We start from the raw sequence: 15,853 nt of genomic DNA, 5'->3' as shown, positions 1-15,853 counted from the left end.
ACCAGCTCCGTTCCGCGCCGCCGCAGGGTGGGGGCGCTCGCGCTTGGTCGGGGGGCTGCCGTGGTCGCCACGCCGGTCCGCTACGTCTGTCCGCCGCTTTCGCGGGCCTCGTCGGCCACGTTCGCCCCGGAGCGCCGGGCGTGGTCGGTGACGTCGCCCGCCTGTTCGCGGGCGTGTTCCTGGGTGGTCCGGGCGGCCTTGGACGCCGTTCCCTTGACCTCGTCGGCGGCGTGCTTCGCCGTGTCGGTGGCCTCCTCCTTGAGGTGCTGGGCGGACTCGGTGGCGGCCTGCTTGACCGGTTCGATCACGCCGCTGGCGTGCTCGGTGAGTTGGGCCGCCGCCTGCTCCTCGGCGCGGGACGCCGGGGCCAGCGAGGCGACGAGCATCCCGGCGCCGAAGGCGATCAGGCCGGCCGCGAGCGGGTTGCCCTGCGTCTGGGCCACCGCCTGTTCGGGCGCCTGGCGGACCGCGTCGCTCGCCTGGCCGGCCGCCTGCTTGGCGGTGTCCGCCGCCTGGCCCACGCCCTCGCGGGCCGACTCCGCCGCCTGTTGGGCCCGGTCGCTCGCCTGTTGGGCGCGGTCCCCGGCCTGGTCGGTGGCGTGCGAGGCGGTTCCCATGACGCGTTCTCGCATGCCGGTGACCGAGTTGCGCATCCGACGCCCGCGGCGGTGAGCCACGCGGCGGGGGCTGGTGCGGTCAGCGAGCCGATCGAGGTCAGCGGACAGCTTGGCCCGGGTGGTCTCGATGTCGGCCCTTATCCGATCGGGTGACGTGCCCATCGCGCGTCCTCCTTGAGGGTTTCCATGGTGCGTTCCGGCTTCGGTGACACGGTCCTCATCTGGGCGCGGCCCCGCAGGAAGAGAACCGCTCCGATCACTGCCCAGACGCCGGTGACGATCAGCGCGGCCCAGGCCAGGTCCATCACGTTGGCCAGGGCGAACACCGCCGTCAGAGACAGCAGCACGGCGACCATGTACCCGGCGAACCCGGCGCCGCCGAACATGCCCGCCGCCTTGCCCGCCTTCGTGGCCTCCTCCCGCACCTCGGCCTTCGCCAACTCCACTTCCTGCCGGAAGAGTTGTTGGACGTCCGAGGTCACGTCGGACACCAGCTCGCCGACCGACCGGTTCTTCGCGGGGCGGTAGGGCTCGTACGTCTCGTGCCGGGTGGCGCCGTGCCCGTCGAGGTCCGGCGCCCGGTCCTGGACCGCGCTGGGGTACTGACGCGGCCGGGTGGATGTGGAAGTGGAAGTGGATGTGGAAGTGGAAGTCGACATGTCACCTCTCCGGGTATCCGAGCAGTTCCGGGTGGTCGGAGCCGCGCGGCAGGGCCTGCCCGTCCTCGGGCGATCCCCGGCCGCCGGTGGCCAGCGGGCGCTCGGCGCCGGGGCCTCGGCCAGCGTCGCGGGCGCCGTCGTACGAGGCTCCACCGCTGGTGGTGGCCCGGCCGTTCGAGCCGCTACCGGCCTTCACGAGCCTGCCGACGACCACGCCGGCCAGCACCGCCCCACCCAGGAACGCACCGGGCCGCCGCCTGGCGAATCCCTGGAGGTCGTCGACCAGGCCGCTGACCCCCTGTCGGTCCAGGTAGTCGGCGGCGCGGTGGCCGCCGTCGGCGGCCTGGGAGACCAGACTCCGGGCGGGCGAGTCGTCGGGCGCGTTGCGCGCGAGCCCGGCCAGGTCGTCCGACCACTGCCGCAGGGTGTGCGCCATGCGGTCGGCCTGGCCCTCCGCCTCGTCGGCGATGCGCCCCTTGAGGTCGTGCACCGCCGCGCCGGCCTGCTGCTTGGCCTCGTCCGTCACGGCCCTGGCCTGCTGCGCCGCGGTGCCCGCGACCTCGCCGGCGGCCTCCTTGGCGTGCCCGGCCGTCGCCGACGCCTCGTCCTTCGCCGCCTGCCCGGCCTGTTGCACACGCTCCGTACCAGTGTTCGCGGTCTCACCACTCACGAGTCCTCCTCTGTCGCCTGTCGCGGCCGTCCAGCCGGTGAGGGCTGTCGGCTCGGCTTGTCGGCTTGGCTTCGCTTCGGCTTGTTCGGGTCCTCGGCTCGCTCGGGCCGTTCGGCCCGAGTGCCGACCGGGTGTGGGCCTCCTTCGGGTCTGTCGTGCGGCAGCGGGATCCGTAGCGTGACGACCCGCCCGCGTGCCGCGCGTACCGCACGGCTTCGCGGCCTGGCCGCTCGGACCCGCTCGGCGCGCCCCGCGCGCGGAGCGGGTGTCCGCTCCCGTGCGGGCCATGCCCGGCCCCGTGGGGCCACCGTGACGCCGGGGCCGGCCGCTGCCCGGCGTCGTGGTTCGGATCGTCCGGGTAACCCACCCTCGGTGGTACGAAACAACCGCGCCGCGACGGAAAAGCCCGCGACCGCTCCACGGCCTCGGCGCGGCGGCCCTCGGCGGAGCCCGGGCGCGTGGGTGCCGGGAGTGCCCGCGCCCGCTGCTGCCCTGCCCACCGGCGACCAGTGCGCACGGTCGTGCGGTCGGTACACGCTCCCGTTAGGCCGTCGCAAGGCCGTCGCAACAAAGGTCCGGCAGGCGAGACGGGCGTTGACCCATCCGAGGGGCGTCGCTACGTTCGAGCGCATGTCTACGTCAGCCCTGCTCACCACGCGCGGTCACATCGACCTGCTGCGGGTGGCATCCGCCGCGTGTCGCCGCGCCCGCTGACGGTTCGTTCTCCCCTCTTCCTCCTTTCCGGCTTCCCCGCGTGCCTTCCTCGGCGTTCCTCCGCAGGCTGACGGCCCGGCCGCCGCGCCCGACCGGCTCCTGAGCGGGACGGCGTGGGCCGACCTTTCCGGCATGCGTGCGCTCGTCGGCGTCAGTCGGCGCAGGTCGTCGGCGTCGGCGTACGGGTCGCCGCTCCCTCTCCGCTCGCCCGGGCCCCGGGTGCGTGCCGCGCGCCGCACGCGGCGGGTCGCCCTGGCCTACCCACTTCCGTGGAGCCCCCATGTCTCCGGTCCTCGAACCGGTCGTCCCCCTGTCCGCGCGCCGCCGGTCCGTGCCGCGCTGGCTGCGCCGCGCCACCGGTCCGCTCGCCCTGCTCGCCCTGTGGCAGGTGTGCAGCGCGACGGGAGTCCTCAGCCCCGACACGCTCGCCTCGCCCGGCACCATCGCCAGCACCGCGGCCGACATGACCCGGGACGGCACCCTGCCCGACGCCATGGCGGTGTCCGTCCAGCGGGTGGCGATCGGGCTCGCGCTCGGTGGCCTCGTCGGCATCGCCCTCGCCCTGCTGTCCGGGCTCTCCCGGCTCGGCGAGGACCTGATCGACGCCAGCGTGCAGATGCTGCGCAGCATCCCCTGGGTCGGGATGATCCCGCTGTTCATCATCTGGCTCGGCATCGGCGAGGCGCCGAAGATCGCGCTCATCGCGCTCGGCGTCGCCTTCCACCTCTACCTCAACGTCTACGCGGGCATCCGCGGCGTGGACGCCGGACTCATCGAGGCCGGCACCGCGCTCGGGTTGAACCGGTGGGGCCTGGTGCGGCACGTCGTGCTGCCGGGCGCGTTGCCCGGCGCGATGACCGGGCTGCGGTACTCGCTGGCCACCGCGTGGCTGGCGCTGGTCTTCGGCGAGACGATCAACGCCGACGAGGGCATCGGCTTCCTGCTCAACCGGGCGCGGGAGTTCTTCCAGACCGACGTGATCGTCGTCTGCCTGCTCGTCTACGCGGTCCTCGGGCTGCTCGCCGACTTCGTGGTCCGTACTCTCGAAAGGCTGTTGCTGCAATGGCGACCGACGTTCACGGGCGCATAGGCCCCCTGGAGAAGACGGCCACCGACCGGGCCCCGGCTCCGGAGGTGGACGCGCCCCACGCGGACGGCCCCGCGCCGGCGCGTGGGCCGCGGCCCGACGGCGCGCGCGGCCCCGGTGGCGGCACGGCCGGCGAGGGTACGGGTGTGCCGGGCGGCGGTGCGGCTGTCGCCATCGAGGTCGCCGGGCTCAGCCGGTCCTTCGGCGGCCGGCGGGTCATCGACGACCTCCATCTGACCGTGCGCCCGGGCGAGTTCGTGGCCCTGCTCGGCCGGAGTGGGTGTGGCAAGTCCACGCTGCTGCGCGTGTTGGCCGGGCTCGACCGCGAGATCGAGGGGCTGGTCCGGGTTCCACGGGCTCGCGCGGTCGCCTTCCAGCAGCCCCGGTTGATGCCGTGGAAGCGGGTGTGGCGCAACGTGCTGCTCGGCCTTCCGGGGCGTCCCGACCGGGCCACCGCGGAGCGCGCGCTGGCCGAGGTCGGGCTCACCGAACGCGCCACCGCCTGGCCCAAGACGCTGTCCGGCGGCGAGGCCCAACGCGCTTCGCTGGCCCGGGCGTTGGTGCGCGAGCCGGATCTGTTGCTGCTGGACGAGCCTTTCGGCGCGCTGGACGCGCTGACCCGGATCACGGCACAGCGGCTGGTCGCCGACGTCTGGCAGCGGCGCGGCTGCGCCGTGTTGCTCGTGACGCACGACGTCGACGAGGCGGTGTCGCTGGCCGATCGCGTGCTGGTGATGGACCGCGGGGTCATCGCGTACGAGACGCCGGTGGGCCTGGATCGGCCGCGCGACGCGGGCGATCCGGCGTTCACCGCGCTGCGCGCCGAACTGCTCGGCCGGCTCGGCGTGGCGGCTCTGGTCGGCCCCGACGTCACTGCTGAGGCCGTAACGAACGCCGTATCGGACGTCGCGTCGGACGCCGTCCGGAAGGAGGGGTGAGTCACATGGACCTCACGGACCGTATGAGCCCGGCGCCTGGCGCGCCCCGGATGCCGCCGAGGGGGCGCGGGCCGCACTGCCCGCGCGGCAGCATCCGCCGCGACCCCGATGGCGCTCCGCGCGTCGCGACCCCCACCAGCCCCCGGATCGCCGACCACCGCCGCACCCGAACGGACTCGCTGTCATGAGCGCGCGCACCGCCATCGCCCTCCCCGCCCTGCTGCTCCCGCTGGTCCTGCTCCTCACGGGCTGCTCGGGCTCCTCGTCCGCGAACTCGGGCGGGGGCAACACCGACGGCAAGGGTTCGGTGACCCTCAACGTGGGCGACCAGAAGGGCGGCTCGGAGGCGGTGTTGCGGGCCGCCGGTGAGCTGGACGACCTGCCGTACAAGATCCGCTGGTCGACCTTCACCTCGGGTCCGCCGCTGCTTGAGGCGGTCAACGCGAAGGCGGTGGACATCGGGGCCGTGGGCAACACCCCGCCGGTGTTCGCCGCCGCCGCGAAGTCGAGGATCAAGGTGATCGCGGCGACGCACGGCACCTCGTACGGCGAGGCGATCGTGGTCAAGAAGGGCTCGGAGCTACGGACGGTCGCCGACCTCAGGGGGAAGTCGGTCGCGGTGGCCCAGGGCAGCTCGGCGCACTACCAACTGACCGCGTCGCTGGCCAAGGCCGGCCTGTCGATCGACGACGTGAAGGTGAGCCTCCTCCAACCCGCCGACGCGTTGGCCGCGTTCACCCGGGGCAAGGTGGACGCCTGGGCGATCTGGGACCCGTACACCTCGCAGGCCCTGCGGCAGGCCGACGCCCGGGTGCTCACGACGGGGCAGGGGGTGGTGAACGGTCTCGGCTTCCAGGTGGCCGCCCCGGCGACGCTCGACGACGGCGAGAAGTCCAAGGTCATCGCCGACTACCTGCGCCGGTTGCACCGCGCCCAGGACTGGGTGTTCACGCACCCCGAGGAGTGGGCCAAGGTGTGGGCGAAGGAGACGGGGCTGCCGTACGAGACGGCGCTCGACTCGGTGCACCGCTCGCACGGCACCCGGGTCACCGTCGCCGTGGACGAGGCCGCGGTCGCCTCCGAGCAGAAGATCGCCGACACCTTCGCCGAACTGGGCCTGACCCCACGCCGGTTCTCCTTCCGGGACTTCGTGGACACCCGCTTCAACGCCGGGCTGCCACCGTCCACCGCGGCGCCCCGCTCCTACGGAAAGGGCCACTGATGTCCCTCCACCTGCACTGGTTCCTGCCCACCGGCGGCGACGGCCGCACCCTGGTGGATCGGCACGCCTACGCCGCCGCCGACACCGGCCGCTCGGGCATCGGGCCGGTGAGCGGGGTGCGCGCGCCCGACATCGACTACCTGACGCAGATCGCCAAGGCCGCCGAACACCTCGGCTTCGAGGCGGTGTTGACGCCCACCGGCACCTGGTGCGAGGACGCCTGGCTGACGACGGCCGCCCTGGCCCAGCACACGAAGCGGCTGAGGTTCCTGGTCGCCTTCCGGCCCGGGGTGCTCTCGCCGGTGCTCGCCGCGCAGATGGCGGCCACCTATCAGCGGATCACCGGCGGGCGGCTGCTGCTGAACGTGGTGACCGGCGGCGACTCCACCGAGCAGCGCCGGTTCGGCGACCACCTGGACCACGACCAGCGGTACGCGCGCACGGCGGAGTTCCTGTCGGTGGTGCGGGGCGCGTGGCGCGGCGAGCCGTACGACTTCGCCGGCGAGCACTACCGGATCGAGGGCGGGCTGACGGCGCTGCCGCCCGACCCGCTGCCGCCCGTCTTCTTCGGGGGCTCGTCGCCGGCGGCGGGGCCGGTCGCGGCGGAGCACGCCGATGTGTACCTGACCTGGGGCGAGCCGCCGGCGCAGGTGCGGGAGAAGATCGGGTGGATCAGGGGGCTCGCCGAGCGCGCGGGGCGCGACGTCCGGTTCGGCATCCGGTTGCACACCATCTCGCGGGACTCGGCGAAGCAGGCGTGGGCCGTCACCGACCGGCTGCTCGACGACCTCGACGCGGAGACGGTCGCCGCCGCCCAACGGGCCCTGGGGCGCAGCGAGTCGGTGGGCCAGCAGCGGATGCTGGCGCTGCACGGCGGCTCGCGCGACAAGCTGGAGATCGCGCCGAACCTGTGGGCGGGCGTCGGCCTGGTGCGGGGTGGCGCGGGCACGGCGCTGGTCGGCAGCCACGCGGAGGTCGCCGACCGGATCGAGGAGTACCACGCGCTGGGCATCGACCACTTCGTGTTGTCGGGCTACCCGCACCTGGAGGAGGCGTACTGGTTCGGCGAGGGCGTCGCGCCCGAGTTGGCGGCGCGCGGGCTGCTGGCGACTTCGACCGGGGGCGCGCGGGCGCCCCTCACCCACGGCCACCCGGCGCCCACGCCGGGTGGCGCACCGCTGCTGGTCGCCGGGGGGCGGTGAGGGGCAGCGGTGCTCCCGCCCGGCCCCGCCAGCGAGTGGCGGGGCCGGGCGGGCTCTCTTCTGGAGCGCACGCGGGCTCTCGCCCGGGGCCGGGGCGTGCGGGCCCTCCCACGAGGCGTGCGGGAAGCCGGGGCGCGGTTCCGCCGCCGAGCGCGCTGGGGCGGCACGCGCGGGGAACCGGCTGGAGCGGCGTGCTGCCGTACGGCCCCGTGCCGCGCGGGAAGATTTCTCGCGCCGCCCAAGTTAGTAGAAGCGTGAACAACACTGGGGTGGTGCGGGAGCGAGGGACCGGAGTCGGCCGGACGGCGGACGGCGGCCCGGGGAGTGGCGGCGCGGCGCGGCCCACGGCGCCGACGCCGCTCGACGTGCTCGTCATCGGCGCTGGTCAGGCCGGCCTCTCCAGCGCGTACCACCTGCGCAGGCGCGGCTACGAGCCGAACACGGGCTTCGTCGTGCTCGACCACTCCCCCGCGCCGGGCGGCGCCTGGCAGTTCCGCTGGCCGACCCTGACGTACGGCAAGGTGCACGGGATGCACGCGCTGCCGGGCATGGAGCTGACCGGGGCCGACCCCGAGCGGCCCTCGTCCGAGGTGATCGGCGCGTACTTCGCCGCGTACGAGCGCGCCTTCGAGCTGCCGGTGCGCCGGCCGGTGGACGTCAGCTCGGTGCGCGATGGGGCGGACGGGCGGCTGCTGGTGCGCACCTCGGTGGGCGACTGGGCGCCCCGGGCCGTGATCAACGCGACCGGCACCTGGGACCGCCCGTTCTGGCCGCGCTACCCGGGCCAGCAGACGTTCGCCGGCCGCCAGTTGCACACCGCGCGGTACCCGGGGCCGGCGGCGTTCGCCGGGCAGCGGGTCGTCGTGGTCGGCGGCGGCACCTCCGCCGTGCAGCACCTCCTGGAGATCGCCGAGGTGGCGGCGGAGACCACCTGGGTGACCCGGCGCCCGCCGCTGTTCCGCAGCGGCCCGTTCGGCCCGGAGGAGGGGCGCGCCGCCGTGGCCATGGTCGAGGAGCGGGTGCGGCGCGGCCTGCCGCCGCGCAGCGTGGTCTCCGTGACCGGGCTGCCGATGACGGAGGCGATGGAGCGGGCCCGGGCGGCGGGCGTCCTGGACCGGCACCCCATGTTCGACCGGCTCACCCGTTCCGGCGTCGCCTGGGACGACGGCCGGTTCGTCGAGGCGGACGTGGTGCTGTGGGCCACCGGCTTCCGCCCGGCCGTCGAGCACCTGGCCCCGCTGCGGCTGCGCGAGGCGGGCGGCGGCATCGCCCTGGACGGCACCCGGGCCGTCCGCGACCCGCGCGTCCACCTCGTCGGGTACGGCCCGTCGGCCAGCACCATCGGCGCCAACCGGGCCGGCGGCGCGGCCGTACGGGAGATCCACCGGCTGCTGGACCAGCCCACGCCCGTGGCCGCCTGAGCACGGAGCACGCGCTCCGGAGGCGGCCCGCCAACCGGGCGAACGGCGCCGGCCGGCGCGCGAGGGTGGCGGCCCGGTCATACTTCACACCGCACATCGGCTGCGGCAGGATGGCCACCGCGGTTGATCACGTTCCGGGCCCGCCCCGGTGGTCGGCCGGCGCCACCGGCCGAGGCAGGCCGAACCGGAAGGGCCAGGGCACCTCGCGAGGCGGGCCGGGCCGGAAGGAGCGTCCGTGCGCGTTGCCCTCTTCGTCACCTGCGTCAACGACACCCTCTACCCGCGCACCGGCCGGGCCGTCGTCACCCTCCTGGAGCGGCTGGGGGTCGAGGTGGACTTCCCCGCCGCCCAGTCCTGCTGCGGCCAGCCGCAGTACAACACGGGGTACCGGCACGAGAGCGAACCGCTGCTGCGCCACTACGCCGAGGTCTTCGCGGGCTACGACCACATCGTGACCCCCTCCGGCTCCTGCGTCGCCATGGTGCGGGACAACTATCCGCGCCTGGGGGCCAGGGCGTGGGCCGAGGGCCGGGGCGGCGCGTTGGCCGAGGCGGCGGCGAGCGTCGTGCCACGGACGTACGAGCTGACGGAGTTCCTGGTGGACGTCCTCGGGGTGACCGACGTCGGCGCGTACTACCCGCACACCGTCACCTACCACCCCACCTGCCACGGGCTGCGCATGCTGGGCCTGGGCGACCGGCCGCTGGCCCTGCTGCGCCAGGTGCGGGGGCTGAAGCTGGTGGAGTTGGCGGGGGCCGACGAGTGTTGCGGCTTCGGTGGCACGTTCGCCGTCAAGAACGCCGCCGTCTCGGCCGCCATGGGCGCCGACAAGGCCCGCGCCATCGACGCCACCGGGGCCGACGTGGTGTGCACCGTGGACAACTCCTGCCAGACGCACATCGGCGGCACCCTGTCCCGCCGGGGCTCGGCCGTGCGCCCCGTCCACCTCGCGGAGATCCTGGCCAGTACGGAAGGAAGGGTGCTGTGACCCGTATCCACCTCGGCATGCCCGCCCCGCCCGGCCCCGCCCCCGCGTTCCCGGACGCGGCCGAGCACTCCACGCGCGACACCACGCTGCGGGACAACCTGCGGCACGCCACGCACACCATCCGGGCCAAGCGCGCCGCGGCCGTCGCCGAACTCGCCGACTGGGGCGAGCTGCGCGCGGCGGGCGCCGCCATCAAGGACCACACCCTGCGCCACCTCGACCACTACCTGGAACAGGTGGAGGCCGCCGTCACGGCCGCCGGCGGCCAGGTGCACTGGGCCGTCGACGCCGCCGAGGCCAACGCCATCGTCACCCGCCTGGTGCGGGAGACCGGCGAGCGCGAGGTGGTCAAGGTCAAGTCGATGGCCACCCAGGAGATCGGCCTCAACGAGGCGCTGGCGGCGGCCGGGATCACGGCGTACGAGACGGATCTGGCCGAGTTGATCGTGCAGCTCGGACAGGACCTGCCGTCGCACATCCTGGTGCCCGCCATCCACCGCAACCGTGCCGAGATCCGCGACATCTTCCGCACCCAGATGGGCCACTGGGGCCGCCCGGCGCCCGCCGGGCTCACCGACGAGCCGACCGAACTCGCCGAGGCCGCGCGGCTGCACCTGCGGGAGAAGTTCCTGTCGGCCAAGGTCGCCGTCTCCGGCGCCAACTTCGTCGTCGCCGAGACCGGCACCCTGGTCGTCGTCGAGTCCGAGGGCAACGGCCGGATGTGCCTGACCCTGCCCGAGACGCTGATCTCGGTCGTCGGCATCGAGAAGGTCATCCCCTCCTGGCGGGACCTCGAGGTCTTCCTGCAACTGCTGCCGCGCTCCTCCACCGCCGAGCGCATGAACCCCTACACCTCGATGTGGACCGGCATCACGGACGACGACGGCCCCGCCGCCTTCCACCTGGTCCTGCTCGACAACGGCCGCACCGACGCGCTCGCCGACCAGGTGGGACGCCAGGCCCTGCGCTGCATCCGCTGCTCCGCCTGCCTCAACGTGTGCCCCGTCTACGAGCGCGCCGGCGGCCACGCCTACGGTTCCGCCTACCCGGGGCCGATCGGCGCGATCCTGACGCCGCAGCTCCGGGGCACCGTCAGCGCGCTGGACGCGTCCCTGCCGTACGCCTCCTCGCTCTGCGGCGCCTGCTACGAGGTCTGCCCGGTCGCCATCGACATCCCCGAGGTCCTGGTGCGGCTCCGGGAGCGGGTGGTCGAGGGCGGCCCGGTGACGGTGCGCGGCACGCGGGCGGTGATCCGGCCGGCCCGGGGCCACGCGGCCGAGCGGGCCGCCATGCGCACCGCCCGCTGGGCCTTCGAGCACCCGCGCGCGCTCCGCGCGGGCCAGCGGCTGGCCTCGCGTACCCGCGCGCTGCACCCCAGGCGCCTGCCGGGCCCCGGCCGCGCCTGGACGCGCAGCCGCGACCTGCCCGAGGTGCCGGCGGAGTCCTTCCGCGACTGGTGGCAGCGCACCCGTGGCGATCGGGGGACGGCGTGAGCAGCAGGGAACGGGTCCTTGGCCGGGTACGCCGGGCGCTGGCCGACGTGCGCGAGGAGCACCCCGGCGCTGCGGCGCGAGGCGGCGCGCCGCACGCCGACGGCGAGCCCGGGCGGGACGGCGTGGCCCGGGACTATCTGCGGGTGCACGGCGAGCGCACGGCGGCCGAGCGGGTCGAGCTGCTCGCGACGCACCTGGCGGACTACCGGGCCCACGTGCACCGCACCGACGCGGCCGGGCTGCCCGGCACCCTCGCGGCGTTGCTCGCCGCGCGGGGCGCGCGCCGCGTGGCGGTGCCCGAGGGGCTGCCCGCCGCCTGGCTGGCCGCGTCCGCCGCCACCCCGGTCCCCGACACGCCCGCCCTGACCGCCCGCGACCTCGACGCGGTGGACAGCGTCGTGACCGGGTGTGCGGTGGCGATCGCCGAGACCGGCACGCTCGTCCTCGACGCGGGCCCCGGGCAGGGCCGGCGTCAGCTCACGCTCGTACCCGACCACCACGTGTGCGTCGTGCACGTGCCGGAGCAGGTGGTGGACTCGTTGCCGCAGGCGTTGGAGCGCCTGGTTCCGCACCGCCCGTTGACCTGGATCTCGGGCCCGTCGGCCACCAGCGACATCGAGCTGAGCCGGGTGGAGGGGGTGCACGGCCCGCGCGCCCTGGACGTCGTCCTCCTGTCGGCCGACGCGTCGCCCGCCGCCCCGCCAAGCCCCCGCTGACCGGCCGCGCCCACCCGCGACGGGCGCGCGGCGCGGCGGACGAGCAGCGTGGCAGGCGGGTCAGCCGGTGCCGGCCGCCGCGTCGGTGGCGGTGTCGATGGCTGTGGCGTCGGTGGCGGTGGTCGTGGCGTCGATGGCCGTGGCGTCGACGGCCGTGATGGCAGTGGCCGTGGCCGCCTCGATCGCCGGCGCCCAACCCAGCAACTCCTCGTCGGCGCCGGCGCGGGCCACGCACTGCACGCCGAGCGGCAGCCCGGGGGCCAGGCTGCCGGCGGGCACCGTGAGCGCCGGCACCCCGGCGTACGACCACGGCAGGCACATCACCGAGTTGCCGGTGGTGGCCAGCCCCCTGGGCGCCGTGCCGGTGGCGGCCGGGGTGATCCACAGGTCGATGCCCTCGGCGGTCAGCGTGGCGTGCACCCGGTCGCGGAACGCCCGCTGGTGCTCCCGGGCCGCCGCGTAGTCGGCCTCCGCCACCTGCTGGCCCTGTCGGATGGCGGCGACGGTCTCGGGGCGGTAGAGGTGGCCGAAGCGGGGGAACCACTGGGCGTGCGTGCGGGCCACCTCGTACCGGTTGACGACGAACTGCTGGGCGTAGACGGCGTCGAAGTCCGGCATGAACGGCACCCGGCGCACCGTGAACCCGGCCGCCCGCAGGCGCTCGACCTGCCTGTCGAACGCCGCGACGGCGTCCGCGTCCGCGCGGTCGAGGTAGGGGCCCGTGGGCACGCCGAGTACGGGCAGCGCGCGCCCGGCGCCGGTCGCCTCCCGCGCCGCGTCGGCGCGCCAGTCGTCACACACCACCGCCGCCGCGTGGGCCACGCCGGCCACGTCAGCGGCGAAGAGGCCGAGCGTGTCCAGGCTGGGCGCGTTGGCGATGACACCGGCCACGGGAACGCGGTCGTAGCTGGGTTTGAAGCCGACGACGCCGCAGTAGGCCGCCGGCCGGATCATCGAGCCCACGGTCTGCGTGCCGACCGCCAGCGGCACCATGCCCGCCGCGACGGCCGCCGCGGAACCACTGCTGGAACCGCCCGGCGAGTGGTCGAGGTGGTGCGGGTTGCGGGTGGGGCCCGGGGCCGTGACCGCGAACTCGGCGGTCACCGTCTTGCCCGCCACCACGGCCCCGGCCGCGCGCAGCCGCGCCACCACCGTCGACTGCTCCCCCGTCAGTTCGCCGGCGGGCACGGCCGAGCCGGCGCCCGTGGCCAGCCCGTCGGCGTGCATGATGTCCTTCACGCCGACGGGCACGCCGAACAGCGCGGGCCGCCCGGCCGGCTCGGGCCAGCGGGCCCGGACCGCGGCGGCCTCGGCCCGCAGCCGCCCGCGCCGGTCCGGCTCGGCGACGAACGCGCGTATCCGGCCATCGATCGCGGCTATCCGCTCGCAGGTCCGCTCGACGTGCGCGAGCGGGTCCCGCTCCCCCGAGCGGAGCGCCGCGACCTCGGCCACCAACGGGCGGCGCCTGATCAGCTCATCCCTGTCTGCCATGGCGGACAGCGTACGGTGGCGCCCGCCGCCGGCCGGCCCGCGCGCGGCGGTCGTCGCGGCGCCCGAACGCCCCGCTCGCGGAGGTCCGTTACCGGCCAGGGCTGCGCCGCGCCGGGCTGGCCCGGACCCGGCGCGGCCCGCCGTCGGCCGCCCTCACTCCTCGGTGAACAGCCCCACCAGGTCCGGGCGGCCGAAGACCTGGGCCGCCTCGATGGCCGAGGGTGCGCCGGCCGACGGGTCGGCGCCGTGCCGCACGAGCAGCCGGACGACCTCGTCCTCGCCCTTGAACACCGCGCCCGCCAGCGGCGTCTGGCCCCGGTCGTTGGCTCGGTCCGGGTCGGCGCCGCGCTGGAGCAACGCCTCCACGGCCGGCGCGTGGCCGTGGTAGGCGGCGAGCATCACCAGCGAGTCGCCACGGTCGTTGGTGAGGTTGGCGGGGACCCCGGCGTCCACGTACGCGGCCAGCGTGTCCGTGTCGCCGTGCCGGGCCAGGTCGAAGACCTTGGCCGCCAGTTGCAGCACCTCCGGATCGTGCGCCGGCTCGGCGTTCGGGTCCACCCCGCCCTGTGCGCTGGCACCGCCGTGTTCGGTCATGAAATCCGCCCTTCGCTCTGTCGAGAAGGGCCCACCCCAGGTGCGGGAGAGCCCCGATCGCCGCATCGAGGCGCCGCGGTTCCGGTCCGCGCCGCACTCCCACCCTACGGATCGATCATCACTCACGCGCGAGTGAATTGACCGATAAATCACCCATTCGCAACTTTCTCACTTTCGTCCTTTCTGTGAGTCTTGTGTCACTCGCGGTGATCGTCCACATTCATCAGGAGACCCGTCATGATCTTCTCCATCTCCGGCGTCGTGCTGCTCGGCGTCATCGTCTTCCTGTTCTTCCGTAAGGACGGCCTCAAGGCATCACACGCCATCGTCTGCGCCCTGTTCGGCTTCTACCTGGCCGGCACGGCGATCGCGCCCAGCATCCAGGCCGGCAGCGCCAGCCTCGCCGACCTGCTGGGCGACATCAGGATCTGACCGCCCACCGCCAGCCCTGGAGGCCGCCCGTGGCCCGCCCCGCGCTCCCCCGCCCCCCGATCGCCAAGGCCCCACTCGCCCGTGGGCGCGCCCTCGCGCGCACCGCCGCCGGCGGCGTCGCCGACGTCCTGCACCCGCTGCTGGTCGTGGCGCGCGGCCTGCGGGCGCTCGCCACCGCCGGCCGCCGCGGGTGGCAGCGGACCCCACGGGAGCGGCGCGGCCCCGCGCTGTTCTTCGGCGCGGCCGGCGCGCTGGCCGTCGGCCTCGCGCCGTACGGGCCACTGCTGGCGCTGGTCGGCCTGCTGGCCGCGGCGGGCTGGGCCGGCCGCGAGCGGTCGGCGCTGCGCAACGCGCCCACCGAGGCCGAGGCCGCGCGGCTGCGCACGCTGTACGAGGCGCTCGTGCCGCACTTCGGCGCGCCCGACGACCCCGACCCACTGTACGCGTACGCCCGCACCTGGGAGACGGCGTTCGAGGAGTACGCCTTCGCGGACGACGGGCGGCCCACGCACCTGGCGCTGCGCTACCCCGCCTACTTCGCGGACGGCGACCCCGTGGCGCGGTGGCGCGTCGAACGGCTGCTGGCCGCGAAGTGCGGGCGGGGCCGCGAGTACCGCTTCGACTGGGACCAGGAGGCGGGCCGGCTCACCCTCAGCGTGTTGCCCGCCCTGCCCACCACCCTGTGCGCCCAGCGCTTCGTGACGGCGCCCGGCGAGGCGGTCCTGGGCTTCACCGACCCGGACGCGGTGCGGCGCACCGTACCGGTGACCGACCTCGACGGGCGGGCCGACCAGCACGCGGCGCCGGTGCTGTGGCGCACCGGCGCCCGGTCCACCGAACCGCACCTGCTCGCCCTCGGCCGGCCGGGCAGCGGCACCACCACCCTGCTGCGCTCGCTGCTGCTCCAGGCCCTGCCGTACGCCGACGTCCTGGTCGTCGACGGCGCGGGCAGCGGCGGTTACGGCTTCCTGCACGGCCGGTCCGGCGTCCTGGCCGTGGAGAGCGACCCGGCCGGCGCGCTGGCCGCCCTGGAGTGGGCCGCGCACGAGACCGAGCGGCGACTCGTCCGCGCCCACGAGGCCCGGAGCGTCGGCCGACCCGCCCCCGACGACATCCGCCGGCCGCTGTGGCTCGTGGTGGACCGACCCGCCGCCCTCACCCACCTGACCTCGACCAAGGGCCGCCCCGGCCCTCAGGAACTGCTGCGCGGCCCGCTCCGGCACGGCCGGCCCGCGCACATCAGCGTCGTCATCGCCGAGCAGCCCGACGGAGCGGAGTCCCTCGGCCCGTACGTCGCCGCCGCCACCCGCGCCCGCGTGGTGCTCGGGCCCGCCTCGTACGAACAGCTCCACCGCACGCTCGGCGCGCCGCCGCCCACCTCGCCGGTGCTCGACACGCCGCCGGGTCGCGGCTTCGCCCGGCTCGGCGACGGTCCGGTCTACCGCCTCCAGGTCCCCGCCACGCCCGACCCGTACGACGACGCCACCAGCGAGGCCCAGCGCAGGGCGGTCCTCGCCCTGCTGCCGGGGTACGCCGCGGCCCCGTCGGCGACGGAGGCCGTGCCGTCGACCGCGCCACCACCGACCCGGCGCTGACACCCGGCCACGGT

At 75.4% G+C, this 15,853-nt stretch carries 15 protein-coding genes; 10 read left to right on the top strand and 5 right to left on the bottom strand.

Translation table 11 applies throughout. The annotated features are described in order from the left end of the window. Positions 1–80: 80 nt before the first annotated feature. The 3 genes from AC3CHW_RS31855 to AC3CHW_RS31845 are packed head-to-tail and all read right to left on the bottom strand — an operon-like array spanning position 81 to position 1,946. Positions 81–779 (bottom strand): DUF3618 domain-containing protein, encoded by a 699-nt coding sequence (locus tag AC3CHW_RS31855; RefSeq protein WP_488468775.1) that lies wholly within the window; start codon positions 777–779, stop codon positions 81–83. Continuing rightward, positions 755–1,276, bottom strand: a complete 522-nt coding sequence (locus tag AC3CHW_RS31850) for a phage holin family protein (protein WP_488468774.1) — start codon at positions 1,274–1,276, stop codon at positions 755–757. The genes AC3CHW_RS31855 and AC3CHW_RS31850 overlap by 25 nt, the downstream gene beginning before the upstream one ends. A gap of 1 nt (position 1,277) precedes the next feature. Continuing rightward, a complete protein-coding gene (locus tag AC3CHW_RS31845) occupies positions 1,278–1,946 on the bottom strand; it encodes a hypothetical protein (RefSeq protein WP_488468773.1) in 669 nt (222 codons plus the stop codon). A gap of 994 nt (positions 1,947–2,940) precedes the next feature. On the opposite strand from AC3CHW_RS31845, the gene AC3CHW_RS31840 reads away from it, so the two are divergent. The 8 genes from AC3CHW_RS31840 (at position 2,941) to AC3CHW_RS31805 (ending at position 11,727) form a co-directional block, all read left to right on the top strand. Continuing rightward, the gene (locus AC3CHW_RS31840) at positions 2,941–3,750 is read left to right on the top strand and encodes an ABC transporter permease (RefSeq protein ID WP_217199998.1); all 810 of its coding nucleotides are present in this window, start codon (positions 2,941–2,943) and stop codon (positions 3,748–3,750) included. Then, positions 3,723–4,685 carry an ABC transporter ATP-binding protein gene (locus AC3CHW_RS31835; protein ID WP_488468772.1) on the top strand — a complete coding sequence of 321 codons (963 nt, stop codon included), beginning with the start codon at positions 3,723–3,725 and terminating at the stop codon, positions 4,683–4,685. The genes AC3CHW_RS31840 and AC3CHW_RS31835 overlap by 28 nt, the downstream gene beginning before the upstream one ends. A 184-nt stretch (positions 4,686–4,869) precedes the next feature. Then, positions 4,870–5,907 (top strand): ABC transporter substrate-binding protein, encoded by a 1,038-nt coding sequence (locus tag AC3CHW_RS31830; protein WP_488468771.1) that lies wholly within the window; start codon positions 4,870–4,872, stop codon positions 5,905–5,907. Beyond that, entirely contained in the window at positions 5,907–7,109 is a 1,203-nt protein-coding gene (locus AC3CHW_RS31825; RefSeq protein WP_488468770.1) for an LLM class flavin-dependent oxidoreductase, read from the top strand. The genes AC3CHW_RS31830 and AC3CHW_RS31825 overlap by 1 nt, the downstream gene beginning before the upstream one ends. Positions 7,110–7,474: 365 nt before the next feature. Beyond that, on the top strand, positions 7,475–8,530 hold the full coding sequence (locus tag AC3CHW_RS31820) for an NAD(P)-binding domain-containing protein (protein WP_488471238.1): 1,056 nt from the start codon (positions 7,475–7,477) through the stop codon (positions 8,528–8,530). A gap of 235 nt (positions 8,531–8,765) precedes the next feature. Next, complete coding sequence (locus AC3CHW_RS31815) at positions 8,766–9,518, top strand: (Fe-S)-binding protein (RefSeq protein ID WP_488468769.1); 753 nt, start codon at positions 8,766–8,768, stop codon at positions 9,516–9,518. Between the two features lie 17 nt (positions 9,519–9,535). Then, positions 9,536–11,011, top strand: a complete 1,476-nt coding sequence (locus AC3CHW_RS31810; RefSeq protein WP_488471237.1) for a lactate utilization protein B — start codon at positions 9,536–9,538, stop codon at positions 11,009–11,011. Next, positions 11,008–11,727, top strand: a complete 720-nt coding sequence (locus AC3CHW_RS31805) for a LutC/YkgG family protein (RefSeq protein ID WP_488468768.1) — start codon at positions 11,008–11,010, stop codon at positions 11,725–11,727. The genes AC3CHW_RS31810 and AC3CHW_RS31805 overlap by 4 nt, the downstream gene beginning before the upstream one ends. Before the next feature lie 60 nt (positions 11,728–11,787). Here the strand turns inward: AC3CHW_RS31805 and AC3CHW_RS31800 are convergent, their stop codons facing one another. Together AC3CHW_RS31800 and AC3CHW_RS31795 are read right to left on the bottom strand one after the other, a co-directional pair. Continuing rightward, positions 11,788–13,218 (bottom strand): amidase, encoded by a 1,431-nt coding sequence (locus AC3CHW_RS31800; RefSeq protein ID WP_488468767.1) that lies wholly within the window; start codon positions 13,216–13,218, stop codon positions 11,788–11,790. A 153-nt stretch (positions 13,219–13,371) separates the two neighbouring features. After that, the gene (locus AC3CHW_RS31795; protein WP_387597747.1) at positions 13,372–13,812 is read right to left on the bottom strand and encodes an ankyrin repeat domain-containing protein; all 441 of its coding nucleotides are present in this window, start codon (positions 13,810–13,812) and stop codon (positions 13,372–13,374) included. A 237-nt stretch (positions 13,813–14,049) separates the two neighbouring features. Between AC3CHW_RS31795 and AC3CHW_RS31790 the strand changes: the two genes are divergently transcribed. Together AC3CHW_RS31790 and AC3CHW_RS31785 are read left to right on the top strand one after the other, a co-directional pair. Next, a complete protein-coding gene (locus AC3CHW_RS31790; protein WP_176160394.1) occupies positions 14,050–14,244 on the top strand; it encodes a hypothetical protein in 195 nt (64 codons plus the stop codon). 29 nt (positions 14,245–14,273) lie between these two features. Next, complete coding sequence (locus tag AC3CHW_RS31785) at positions 14,274–15,839, top strand: hypothetical protein (RefSeq protein ID WP_488468766.1); 1,566 nt, start codon at positions 14,274–14,276, stop codon at positions 15,837–15,839. The last annotated feature ends 14 nt before the right edge of the window (positions 15,840–15,853 follow it).

The organism is Streptomyces sp. MGP-BFMKR1 (genome assembly GCF_057766585.1).
This window is presented reverse-complemented; position numbering and strand designations above follow the sequence as displayed.